This is a genomic window from Butyrivibrio sp. WCE2006 (genome assembly GCF_000701985.1).
Classification (GTDB): Bacteria; Bacillota; Clostridia; order Lachnospirales; family Lachnospiraceae; genus Butyrivibrio.
The window spans coordinates 1-13639 of the sequence record NZ_JNKH01000008.1; the positions used below are offsets into that span (position 1 = coordinate 1).

At 38.6% G+C, this 13639-nt stretch carries 8 protein-coding genes; 3 read left to right on the plus strand and 5 right to left on the minus strand.

Annotated features, from left to right (window positions below):
- Positions 1–201: 201 nt before the first annotated feature.
- The 5 genes from T501_RS07290 to T501_RS07310 form a co-directional block, all read right to left on the minus strand.
- Entirely contained in the window at positions 202–1893 is a 1692-nt protein-coding gene (locus tag T501_RS07290; RefSeq protein ID WP_044914070.1) for a GGDEF domain-containing protein, read from the minus strand.
- 3 nt (positions 1894–1896) lie between these two features.
- On the minus strand, positions 1897–3666 hold the full coding sequence (locus tag T501_RS07295) for a GGDEF domain-containing protein (protein ID WP_044914071.1): 1770 nt from the start codon (positions 3664–3666) through the stop codon (positions 1897–1899).
- A gap of 203 nt (positions 3667–3869) precedes the next feature.
- Entirely contained in the window at positions 3870–4685 is an 816-nt protein-coding gene (locus tag T501_RS07300; RefSeq protein ID WP_026508992.1) for a TPM domain-containing protein, read from the minus strand.
- 26 nt (positions 4686–4711) lie between these two features.
- Positions 4712–5797, minus strand: coding sequence for a TFIIB-type zinc ribbon-containing protein (locus T501_RS07305; RefSeq protein ID WP_044914072.1), 1086 nt, complete (start codon positions 5795–5797; stop codon positions 4712–4714).
- Positions 5798–5816: 19 nt separating this feature from the next.
- The gene (locus tag T501_RS07310; RefSeq protein WP_044914073.1) at positions 5817–7028 is read right to left on the minus strand and encodes an SPFH domain-containing protein; all 1212 of its coding nucleotides are present in this window, start codon (positions 7026–7028) and stop codon (positions 5817–5819) included.
- A 443-nt stretch (positions 7029–7471) separates the two neighbouring features.
- Here T501_RS07310 and T501_RS07315 point away from each other — a divergent pair, with 443 nt between their 5' ends.
- The 3 genes from T501_RS07315 (at position 7472) to uvrC (ending at position 13597) form a co-directional block, all read left to right on the plus strand.
- On the plus strand, positions 7472–9244 hold the full coding sequence (locus T501_RS07315; RefSeq protein ID WP_081843075.1) for an ASKHA domain-containing protein: 1773 nt from the start codon (positions 7472–7474) through the stop codon (positions 9242–9244).
- Positions 9245–9370: 126 nt separating this feature from the next.
- The gene (ftsH, locus tag T501_RS07320) at positions 9371–11668 is read left to right on the plus strand and encodes an ATP-dependent zinc metalloprotease FtsH (RefSeq protein WP_044914075.1); all 2298 of its coding nucleotides are present in this window, start codon (positions 9371–9373) and stop codon (positions 11666–11668) included.
- Between the two features lie 51 nt (positions 11669–11719).
- Complete coding sequence (gene uvrC / locus T501_RS07325) at positions 11720–13597, plus strand: excinuclease ABC subunit UvrC (protein WP_026508987.1); 1878 nt, start codon at positions 11720–11722, stop codon at positions 13595–13597.
- Positions 13598–13639: the final 42 nt, after the last annotated feature.

A 13639-nucleotide genomic window follows, 5' to 3' on the forward strand; every position in this document is an offset into this window, starting at 1 on the left:
GAATCTATAGATTCCTGTTTTTCCTCAGAAAAACGGGAATCGTATTGGACCAGGTCCTCGCGAAGCGAGGGGCGTGTCCTGCCGAAGGCAGGATTTTTGCGGGCGATTTCCGCTTTTGCCCACAAAAAGTCATGACTTCTTGTAGACAAAAGCACGAGACAGGATGACATATTACATGTTCATCTGTCTCGTGTTAACTATTTATATTCTGGCTGCAATACCAAGTCTTTCATGCATTATCTTTTTATTTTCATACATTCTTTTATCAGCGAGAAGATATACGCTGTGGGAGTCCTTTGGATTAACTTCTGTGCTAAAAGCATAACCGCAGGCAACACTTCTTCTATATCCCGGATAAAGAATGTTTTTTATTTCCAGAGCATCTTTAAGTCTTGTAAGGATTGAATCGATATCTGAAAAATAAGGTTCTTTTAATATTGCAACAAATTCATCACCGCCAATTCTGGCTATAAAACATTTTTCATTAAAGCACTGTTTTAGTACAGATGAGAATTCCTGAAGATATTTGTCACCAGCAGCGTGTCCGTCATTATCATTGATTTCCTTTAAACCATTAAGATCAAGACTTATGATGCAATATTCAGCTGTTCCCTTATCAAGATCTGCAGTGTATTTATCATATCTTGATCTGTTGGGAAGGTCAGTAAGACCATCAGCATAGGCCAGATGCGTAAGAGAGGCATACTCTTTTCTCATGGCAAATGACTCAGAGATATAAATAAAATAGTTAATAAGATTTGCAAAAACGAAAATAAGACCGCCCATAGGAATTAATCTTACAGTCAGAATTGATTCCGGGAAAATATGAAAAATCTCAAATGTGAATGCCACAAAGTTTAATATATATGAAAGAGAAAAAAAGCTAAGTCCTATAAGCTCTATGGTTTCGGAAGGTGAAATCTTTTTCTGCTTAATGTCTTTTGCTATGACCACTATAAGGAAAATGGAGCACATTAGCGAAATGCACTGGAAATATCTTAAAGTTCTATTCATTCTTGCAATGTCCGAAAAATGAAGAACAATCAAAAATATACATATTATTGAACTTGTAGAAGCTACAACAAGGAAAATCCAGTCTTTGTAATGATCCTGAATGCAACCGATTATTATATAGGTAAGAGGAACCGTTATATATAGAGATAGATATTCTATCTCTGTGGTGATTCCATGTGTATTGATAAAAAAGTCGAGAAGTCTGAAATAGCATAGCATCCAAATGCCAACATTAATGAAAAGCAAAGAAGAAAAGAGCTGCGAAAGAATTGTAGGCAGAGTTTTGTAAAAGCTTAAAGTGATAATTAAAAATGCTATACCGAATATGATCAGGAAAATGGCGCTGGACAAAGGAAATATGTGCTTGAAAATATAGGATCTGATAACATCATGGTATTCCCCATAAGTAGGTGAAATAAAATATCTGTAGGCACTGTTTTCGGAGCTGAATAAAATAATATCCAACTGCTGAGTGTTCTCACTGGATGGTACAGTTACAATATTATAGAAACAACCGATATATTTATCCTGAGCAAGTTTGTCAGTGAATTTTGATAAAACAAGCTTGTTGTCGATGTAAACTTCCACTGCAGAGTATCTCGAAAGAAACATGAGTGTCGGAAATGAATAATCAGAGCTATTTTGCAGCGTGGTTGATAATCTTAGAATATCGCCTTTTGAAGAAGAAGAAGGCAGACTTCTATCCAAATCCTTTATAGATACATTATCCAAAGTAAAATCGTTATATTGAATATTCCAGTTTTTATCCAGAGTTATAACAGGACTGGTCAGTTTTGGAAGAAACAGGAAATGACATATTGTTATTATCACTATAAAAGTTAATATGGAGATAATAAGGAATATTATGCGTTTCTTCATAACTTATTGTCTCCTTTCATCTGATTCAGAACCACCAAATATATCATTCACGAATCTGTCCAATTTAGCCTGATGATGGGTTTCTTTTTCTTTGTACATCCGGTTGTCTGCAAGAACAAAAACACTGCTTGCATCATTTTCGTCAGCTTCATAGCTGTAGGCATAGCCGCAGGATGCTGACAGATTGATATTTTTCTCATTTTTATTAAAAATCTGCATGCGGGTTTTTAAGTCAGCAATCATTTTTTCACAAATATCTTTATCGGGATTTTCAATTGCAACAAGAAATTCATCGCCGCCTGTTCTTCCAATCAAAGAAGATCCGACAAAGGACTGCTTCATTATGTCCGCAAATGATCTAATCATGCGGTCACCTTCCTGATGCCCGAGACTGTCATTTACGGTTTTAAGATTATCCATATCGATACTAATAATTGCAAATTTTCCATGAACTGAAGCCATGTATTGCATACATTTTGCTCTGTTCATAAGGCCTGTAAGTGAGTCAGTATAAGCAAGTCCTTCAAGATGATCTTTCATGTAAACCGCGTTCATATGCTCTATTCCATGATAAAAGTAGGATAGGAACAAGGTAAGAACAAAGCATAGAGCACCAATTGTCATGAAATTGATATCAGCATAAGCTTCTGCGCCACCAAAGAAAAGCTTTAAAATATTGTATTTTATTATATCGATTACTGAGCAGACTATGAAAAAGGCAAGGCCAATTACAAGAAGACTGTCGGATGTTATTCCTGTATATTCAGGTGTGTTAATTTTGTCTTTGTGTTCCTTCCAAATATTGAGTACGAGCTGTGGAAGTTCATATATTGCTTCTGCTATAGCAATAATATGAAGAACAGGAATGAAAATATTAACATGAATAATATCTGTGAAATGAAGGATCAGTGCAATTAATGGAAAGAGGATATTGATAATAATGATAATTGTATTAATTCTAGAATTGAGTTCAGGGTGAGATGATATCAGAAAAGCTATAATTGCAAAAGGAACAAGGTATAAGGTTATATACTCAAGAAAAGTAAAAAAGGATTCAGCATCAGATAAAAAGCAAAAAATATCATTAAATGCCAGATTATAGGCACCAAGTACAAATGATATTAAAGAACTAAAAAACAGAGACAGGTCATGACTATGGTACATGTAAAGATATGATGATAATGTAAGAAGTATAAAAGCGAACATGCACAAGAAGCATCCGACGAACAAAGGCAGACGTTTTCCCTGCATGAATTCCTGCTCAAGATCATACCTGTTCCCATATCGAACAGATGGTATACCTGAAAATGCATTATTTTCAGAAGAAACAAGCTTTATAGTAAAAGTTTTTCCTTCAGGATTATCAAGTTTGTTAAGCGGAATAAAATTGTAATGCTTTGGGATCATTTTCCCGGATTCCAGATATTCATTACCATAGGTATAAATAACTTCGCTATCTATGGAAACTGTTACCACTGCAAGAACACTTTTGAACATTAAGCAGGCTGAAGGCACATGCTCGGTGGGTATGGTATTACTGAAAATAATGCTGTCACCTTTTCGAGAAGGCCCAAGATTGATCTCAGATAGTTTAGTATCAGACAGACTGATTTTGTCATACTGAACAGACCATCCATCTTCAAGAACAGTCAAATAATATGTATTTGGTGTAGTTAAGTAGGAACTGCCAAATACCATGAGCATAATTGGAACAAGTATTACAAGAATAGGCAGTAACCACACATTTAAATGAAAATAATCACGTAAACGCATCTTTTTCTCCTATTCTCTAGTATATCAATAAATATTAAGGCATTTTATAAAAAAAGAGTGATGTTTGTAAATTTTGTATAACAAGCCAGGATCAGGCTCGTGAAAAGCCTTGGTAAGTGCTCTAAAAATATAAAAACCTTACCGCTTTGGAACGGTAAGGTTTTATCTGTGCAAGTGAACTTATTATTTTATGTCAGGTTATTTTAAAATGAGCCGCTGCTTCCACCATGTGAAGTTCCTGAAGAACCGGAATGGGTTGAAGAGCCGGAGCTTTCTTTTGGTCTTGCTGTTTTTGTAACTGTTGTTCTAATGAAGCGATCCTGTTTACGGGAAAGAGAAAGTCCCTTTTGAGAATAGTTGGATGCACCTGCTTCCCAATGAACAGTTTTTAACTGACCAATAAACATAAGTAGTACAATTAATCCAAGTACTAAACCTACGATCAGACATATAAGAAATTTTCCGGTAGTAAAGGTTTTACTGTCAATTACATCCTGCTGTCTTTCATCGCAAGCGGATACAAACTGATCAAAGGCCTGATAATAGTATCCTGCAGACAGGCTACTTTTGCAGGCATCAATCAGATCTTCCTGGGCTGAATCCGTGAATATGTTAATGGCTGTACCGGTTGTGGTGATATGCCATTGTCTTGTGGATATGTCGATCAGGAATAATATTCCGTTATTTGTTCCATTATAACCATATCCATTATAGTCATAAAAATCATCGCCATATTCCTCAACATTTCTTGAACCCAGATCATCTATAGTAACTATTACTATAGCCGATTCATATTTATCCTCAACCTGATAAATATGCTGTGCAAGCTCGTTCTCTTCATCATCTGTCATAAGATCCGCAGCATCTATTACTGGGAAAAGTGTTCCATCCTGGCAATAAACAGGATCCACCATTCCGCTACCGTCAGCCTTTACCTGAAAAGAAGACAATAAAGGCAATGTCAGGATCATGCAGATAAGCAGAGGCATTAGATTATTTAGAATTTTTTTGCATTTCATATACTTATCCTTCCGGGCTACTAATATCAAAAAGAAATAATGATGAGGCAAATAAGACAGGCAAGAGCTGTGAATCCCAGACTTGATAAAATGTAAAGAAGGACTGCTTTGCCTTTATCCACAGGAAGATTACCTACAAACTTGCCGCTTTGCCCATTCATGGCAAACAGATAATTATTTCCGTTCCAGCTGGTATTAAGAAGCCAAACCGGATAGAGAGCATATTTATGCGTTAAAGAGCTTATCTTCTGGTCTTTTGATGAAATATTTACAGAAGAATAACCGGTTACAGAATTTTTAATGTCTTCCTCTACGGTATGCTTCATTCTATCCAGAATATGTTTTTGGGTATCCTTTGCATTTACGTCATAACGGTTTGCAAGAAAACCTGCAAGATAACCACTGTTAAAAGGAACTGCTTCACCAAAACTGAAGGGTTCTATTGATTCCATCAGATCGTCAGGCATTTCTTTTGATGCATCATGAGGAACATGAGAAAATTCTTCATTTCCTTCACGAACTACATCAAAGTGACTTGTTTCTGTGTAGTTATAGTCACTGTCGCTCCAGGTTCTTACCTTTGTTGCATGGAAATTGTAGTTTGCATTTATCTTTGCATCATACAGCCAGTAAGGAATATAGATTCCACGAATTTTGTCTATATGATTCTGGGCAAAGAATACCTTTGGCAGAAGTAGTTTTCCTTTTACATATCCTGCATATGCATCCATAGCATCCTGCTTGTTTTTCTTAAATGGAATGACGTAATCAGGACGCAAATCACCGGCAAACTTTTCTTTGACAACAACATTATTACTGCAGAAAGGGCAGGTAAGTGAACCTTCATTTTCTGAAGCAACAATTTCACCACCACAGGATTGGCAGGAATAGACTACCATGCCATCAGTTTCTCCGGGCTTCCATTCTGTACCTTCTGAAAGCCATTCGTTACTGTCAGCTTTTGCATCTTTATCCTGTTCTGCCTGTCTTGGAGCAACATAATCGCCTACCTTTATCTGTGTGTCACAGTAGGGGCAGGATAACATTTGGTTTTTAGCATTAAAATTCATCACCCCGCCACAGGCGGGGCATTCATATTCGGTTAATCCCATAGACTTTTCCTATATAAAATTATTGTGGTCTTGGTGTTCCGCAGTTAGAGCAGAATTTACCACTGTTAACGGTACCGCAAGAACATGTCCAATCAGCACTCGGTTTCGGCTTACCACAATTGGAACAGAAATTGCCATTATTTACAGTACCGCAGGAGCATGTCCATCCTGCCTGACTCTGAGGCTGCATCTGGGGCTGAGGCTGAGGAACAGGCTGTGCCTGCTGACCCATGGCAAAGAGATTTGAAGCGTTTGCTCCACCTGCCTGCTGAGCCATATTCATTCCTGCAAATGCCATCATAGGACCTGTTGCTGTATTTTTTGCAGCATCCTGCATAGCCTGTGCCTGAGCACCTACAAGGGTAGCGGCTGCCATGTTAGGATTTGTGAGAACAGCATTCTTCTGAAGCTCTTTTATCATCTTTTCATCTTCTTCAGAAGCATTAACAGAGTTTATACCAAAGGTTGAAATAACGATGCCATAGGTGCCGCCCCATTTTGATGAAAGGACTTCATTTAATGCATCGGCGATTTCAGTTGTATGACCCGGAAGGGCACTATATCTGACACCTGTTTCGGAAATCTTTGCAAAAGCAGGCTGAAGAGCTGTAAGAAGCTCACTCTTAAGCTGAGACTCGATGGTTTCTCTCTTGTATTCGCCCTGGAAATTGCCGCAAAGATTTGTGTAGAAAAGAATAGGATCTACAATTTTGTAGCTATATTCACCATGGCAACGAATTGAGATATCTACATCAAGACCGATGTTTCTGTCAATTACGCGGAAAGGAACCGGATTAGCTGTTCCATACTTATTTCCAATGATGTCCTTAGTATTTATATAGTAAACGCGCTGGTCATTAGCAGCATCACCGCCGAAGCTGATACGCTTACCTATTTTTTTGAATGTCTCTTTGATATTGTCAGAGAGGCTACCGTAGAAAAGAGAGGGCTCTGTACTTACGTCATATACGAACTCACCGGGTTCTGCGCAAACTTCAGTAACCTTTCCCTGATCCACAATGATCATGCACTGACCATCAGCAACTGCAATAATTGAACCGTTGGAAATGATATTATCGTTACCTTTTGTATTTGAACTTCCCTTACCTGTGCGTTTTGCAGCTTTAATAGCAAGAGTGTCACTTGGCATTGCATCGCAGTAGAAATAATCTCTCCAGGAATCAGAAAGAACGCTTGAAGCAGCACCGATTCCAGCCTTTAAAATTCCCATATTTACATACCCTCCTTAATTTCACATATTTGTTATTATGTATTATTGTCAGATCATTGTCAGACACTGAAAAAATTATAACACAATTGACAGGGTAATTTTGAAAAATAATATCAAATATATAGTAAATTGCCATTTTTTGTAATTATTGAAATACAAGTCACAACGAGATGCGAACAAAAACAATCTAAAACGATAAAATAACAGATAAATAATACTTATTAGTGAAATAGCATATTTGTATTCTCGTTTTATAGTATAATAGTAGGTGTATTGCATGACTTCTTGAACGCAATAAGGAAAAAGCGTTAAAGAATCCTGTCTTTACAGGACATGCCCCTCGCTTTGCGAGGACCTGTCCAATATGAATTTCGAATTCCTGAACAAATTCAATATTCTATGGAGTATGAGAAAAGAAATCATTTTTAGATCGGTGAGCCTATTTGAAGAAGAAATGTGAATTAGTTTATAAAGGACAAAGCTATGTAATAAATGAGGGGACCCTTCTTTCTGAGTTACTCATAAGGGAAGGAATAGTACGTAACATGCCCTGTGGAGGGATGGGCAGATGCGGAAAATGTGTTGTCAGATTTAAAAGCGGTGCATCAGCGGTCACGGTAGCAGACAGGAAATTTCTATCGGAGGAAGAGCTTAATAATGGTTATAGATTATCATGCAGAGCGTTGATAAAGCATGATGCAGTGCTGGAGAGCTTGGGAGACTATTTTATTTCTGACAGTGAAAATATATCAGTCAAAGACAGCGATTACTTATCAGATAGGAAAAGCAAGACAGGAAATGAAAGCCTATACGGGAAGGGAGCGAATGTCTCTGATATAGAAGAAAATAATATTTGCGGAAATGATTTTTACAGTATCTCGATTGATATTGGTACAACCACGATAGCAGCATCTTTATTAAATAAAGGTAATACCGTAAAAAAAACAAGTACCATGAATAGCCAGGCTGTTTATGGTGCAGATGTCATCAGTCGTATCCAGGCAGATTGCAGTGGGAAAGCCAAACAGCTGCAGGAACTTGTCATAAATGATCTAAGGAAGGTTATCACAGAGCTTCTTGGAATTTTTATCTCAGACAAACAAGCTTATGAAGACAGATATGATAAGAAGGATTTTGTGCTTAAAACTATAGTCATAGCTGGAAATACAACAATGCTTCATATCCTTATGGGAGATAGCTGTGAGGGGCTTGGAAAATCGCCTTATAAACCGGTAAGACTCAGTTACCCTGTAACAAAATTATCTCAGATGCCTGAAAAGATAAGAAGCGGACTACTTGGTGACTTTTGTGACAGTGAAAACATAAATGTTGTGATAATGCCCGGAATATCTGCATTTGTTGGAGCTGATATAGTGTCGGGAATGTATTCTCTTTCATTTGATAAAATTCCTGCAAATAAGAAGTACATGCTGATCGATCTTGGAACAAATGGAGAGATGGCAGTCGCTGATTCAGAGAATATAAGTGTATGTTCTACCGCAGCAGGACCAGTATTTGAAGGTGGAGGAATTTCCTGTGGAATGGCTGGGGTACCCGGGGCAATTGAGCATGTTACTTTAGACAAAACTGATGGAAAACGATATGAAGCAGATATTACGACTATAAAAAATGAAGAACCCAGAGGAATTTGCGGAAGTGGAGTACTCGAACTGGTTTCAGAGCTTTGCAGAACAAGACTCATAGATGAGACAGGACTTCTTATAGATGGTCTGTTTGATGATGGAATAAGATTATATTCATCAGCTGATGGAAAAGAGATTGTTTTTTCTCAAAAAGATATTCGTGCAGTACAGCTGGCAAAGGCCGCTATAAGGAGTGGGATAGACAGCCTGCTTAAAGCTCATGGCTGTAGAGCCGGTGAAATAGATAAGGTATTTCTGGCAGGAGGCTTTTCAGAGCATCTTGATACAGAAAAAATAAGATATCTTAATATGTTCCCGGAAGAATTTTTAAGAGGAGGGGTAATAGATTGCGTAGGAAATACTTCACTTTTGGGCTGCGAAAAGCTTATAGAAACTACGGTACATCCTGATGGAAAAGATATAAATAGTCCTGATAAAGATGTCCGGGATTTACAGAGCAGTACAGAATTGATCATTAAGGATATAGCAGAAAAGTCAAAAGACTTAGTTCTTGCTGAGACGGATTCTTTTAGTGAAGAGTTCATTGAAGCTATGAATTTCAGATTTATCTGAAGTAAACAATGCGTTTTAAGTTTATAAAAATTTAATAATTGTGTCCTCAATTTCACATGTGCACAATTGATTTATGATTTTGTTATACTTATAATAGAACGAAATACAATATTTAAGAGGTAAGCAATGGATAACAATTATAACAACAATAATGGATCCGGAGGAGGAGATAACGGTCCCAAGAAGCAAAATATATTGCTTTTGGTTGTCGCTGCTCTGGTTACAGTACTCTTTATGACATATTTCATGCGAGCAGTAACTTCTACCAGTAACAAGGAGATTACATATTCTGAATTTATTCAGATGATCGCTGAAAAGAAAGTTGAGAGCGTAGTAATAGAGGATGACAGGATAGCAATTATCCCCAAAGTAAGTTCTGATCAACTTAAATACAATCCTTTTTACGGATCTACTACCGTAATGAATTATTACACAGGAAAAGCGGAGGATGATTCCACTCTTACAAAGAGACTTTTGGATGCAGGCATACCGGTAAGCAGTGAAGTACCTGATTCCTCCAGCGCTATTATTTCATTTGCAGTATATTATGTTCTTCCAATACTGCTGATGTGGCTCATCCTGTCATTCGTATTCAGACGTATGTCTAAAGGCGGTGGCCCCCTTGGTATCGGTAAAAACAATGCAAAGGTTTACATGCAGAGAGAGACAGGGGTTACATTTAAGGATGTTGCCGGAGAAGATGAAGCAAAAGAATCCCTTGTTGAGGTTGTTGATTTCCTTCACAATCCCGGAAGATATGTGAAAATCGGTGCAAAGCTTCCAAAGGGTGCACTGCTTGTGGGACCTCCCGGAACAGGTAAGACACTTCTTGCAAAAGCAGTAGCCGGAGAGGCGCATGTTCCTTTCTATTCTCTTGCGGGTTCAGACTTTATTGAGCTTTATGTAGGTGTCGGTGCAAGCCGTGTTCGTGAACTTTTTGCAGAAGCCAGCAAGAATGCTCCTTGTATTATTTTCATTGATGAGATAGATGCTATCGGAAGAAGCCGTGACAGCAAGTATGGCGGTGGAAATGAAGAGCGTGAGCAGACTCTGAACCAGCTGCTTTCAGAGATGGATGGTTTTGATTCATCTAAGGGTGTACTTGTTCTTGGAGCTACAAACAGACCTGAAATACTTGATAAGGCACTTCTCAGACCCGGACGTTTTGACAGAAGAGTTATTGTTGATAAGCCGGATCTCAAGGGACGTGAGGAAATACTTAAGGTTCATTCAAAAGATGTCAAAATGGATGAGACTGTAGATCTTAAGGCAATAGCCCTTGCTACAAGCGGTGCAGTAGGTTCTGATCTTGCTAATATGATAAACGAAGCTGCGATAAATGCGGTTAAGGCACACAGAGAATATGTTTGCCAGCAGGATCTTATGGAAGCTGTTGAGCAGGTTCTTGTCGGAAAAGAAAAGAAGGACAGAATCCTCAGTAAAGAAGAGAGAAAGATAGTTTCTTATCACGAGGTTGGACATGCTCTTATCAGTGCTGTTCAGAAGAATACAGAGCCTGTACAGAAAATAACCATAGTACCCAGAACCATGGGAGCACTTGGATATGTTATGCAGGTACCTGAAGATGAAAAATATCTTCAGACAAAAGACGAGCTTGTTGATGACATTATCGTATCTCTCGGAGGTCGTGCTGCTGAGGAGGTTATCTTTAATACAGTAACAACCGGTGCTGAGAATGATATAGAAAAAGCAACATCAATGGCAAGAAGCATGATCACAATGTTTGGTATGAGTGATAAATTCGGACTTATGCAGCTTGAATCCATTCAGAACAGATATCTGGACGGAAACAGAGTGCTCAACTGCAGTCCTCAGACCGAGTATCTAGTAGATGAGGAAGTAAAGAAGCTTCTTGCTGATTGTTACGAGAAGGCTAAGCAGATAATCCGAGATCATATCGACACAATGGATAAGATTGCTCAGTTCCTTATCGAAAAGGAAACTATTACCGGTAAGGAATTCATGACTATCTATCGTGAGGTTGAGAATATTCCGGAACCTACTGAAGAGGAGATAGAGGCTTCAAAGCACGGTAGAATATATGCTACAAGACCTGAATCTGCAGCAGTAGGTGAAAATGTTCCAATTAAGGAGAAAAAACCAAAGGAAGAGACTATTTCATTTCCTGCGGAGAATCAGACAACACCTGATAATGCTCAGTACGGACAGCAGAGTTATGCTAATCCGCAAAGCTATAACAATCAGGTAAATGCTCCTTTTGAAAACATGATGCAGCAAAGAACAGTAGGTAGTATTTTTGAAGCTGAAGTGAATGATGACGGCGGACAGACAATTACTACCGGAAACAGTCAGAATGTCGTATCAGAGAATGATGATAAGGAACAGCCTTCAGGCGGACGTTTCTCACATGTTCCTGATAACTTTGATAGTAAAAATAATTAAAAGTTTTGTGGGCTGCCGCGCTGCGGCAGCCTTTCTGATATTATAAAGAGTATGGAAGAAAAATTTGACGTTCAGGAAGAATTAAAAAAATTACCTAATCAGCCCGGTGTTTACATTATGAGAGATGAAAATGACACCATAATGTATGTCGGGAAGGCTGTAAACCTGCACAATCGTGTGAGGTCTTATTTTCGAAAAATAGTAGGAAGAGGACCTCAGATAGATCGAATGGTACAACAGATAGCGCGCTTTGAATATATTGTAACTGATTCAGAGCTTGAAGCGCTGGTCCTTGAGAATAACCTTATTAAGGAAAACAGCCCGCGCTATAATACTATGCTTAAGGATGACAAGACTTACCCTTACATTAAGGTAACGGTTTCAGAGGAGTTTCCAAGAATACTGTTTTCAAGACTTATGAAAAAGGATAAGTCCAAGTATTTTGGTCCTTTTACAAGTGCAGCTGCAGTAAAAGACACAATAGAGCTCATAAATAAGATTTATGGACTCAGAACCTGTAACAGAGTTTTACCAAGGGACATCGGGGTAGACAGACCATGTCTGAATTTTCATATGAACAGATGCTCTGCTCCATGCGATGGGAGAATTTCAAAAGAGGAGTATGCCAAGAGAATACAGGGAGCATTGGATTTCCTTGAGGGAAATTATGCTCCGATAATAAAAGACCTCACTGATAAGATGGAAGAAGCATCTGAAGAACTGAATTTTGAGAGAGCTGCCACCTACAGAGATCTTCTTTCAAGTGTAAGACAGGTTGCACAAAAGCAGAAGATGACTGATCAGGCAATGGAGGATAAGGATATTCTTGCAATTGCTTCAGATGAAAACGATGCAGTTGTGCAGGTTTTCTTTGTAAGAGACGGACGACTTATCGGCAGAGAACATTTTTATATGACACATGTATCTGAAAATCCCCAGGAGGAGATATTGCTGAATTTTGTAAAGCAGTTCTATGCCGGAACTCCTTTTATACCAAGAGAACTTATGCTTCCGGAACAGATTGAGGATATGGACATTATTGAAAAGTGGCTCACTCAGCGAAAGGGCAGCCGCGTATATCTAAAGGTTCCGGAGAGAGGCCAGAAAGAAAAACTGATGGAGCTTGCCGCCCAAAATGCCGCTCTTGTTCTAAGCAAGGATAAGGAGAGGCTAAAGCGTGAAGAAGGAAGGACAATAGGAGCGGTCAAGGAAATAGAAAAGCTCCTGGGTATTACAGGACTTTCAAGAATGGAAGCATATGATATTTCAAATATCAGTGGCTTTGCAAATGTAGGTTCCATGGTAGTCTATGAAAAAGGTAAACCGAAACGAAGTGACTACAGAAAGTTCAGGATTAAATCCGTGTCAGGACCTGATGACTATGCATGTATGAAAGAAGTGCTGACGAGGAGACTGATGCATGGTCTTGAGGAAAGACACGAGCTTGAAGTCAGGGAAATAGATGCAAGATATGGAAGTTTTACGAAGTTCCCGGATCTGATTCTCATGGATGGTGGACGAGGTCAGGTGAATATTTGTCTGCAGGTGCTGGAGGAGCTTGGTATAAACATTCCGGTATGCGGTATGGTTAAGGATGACAACCATAGGACAAGAGGCCTGTATTTTAATAATGAAGAACTGCCAATCGACAGAAGATCAGAAGGCTTTAAGCTGATAACAAGAATTCAGGATGAGGCTCACAGATTTGCAATAGAATACCACAGATCTCTTAGAAGCAAAGCGCAGGTAAAGAGCTCACTTGATGAGATACCGGGAGTTGGTCCTGCAAGAAGAAAAGCTTTGATGAGACATTTTAAATCCATTGAGGATATTCGAAATGCAGATGTGGAAACTCTAAAACAAGTACCTGAAATTCCTGAGAATCAGGCAAGGCAGATCTATGAATTCTTTCATTCCGCTGAATTGTAAAAGCCCAGTGTTTGTGCTAAACTGTGGTAAGTTAGAGGGAGG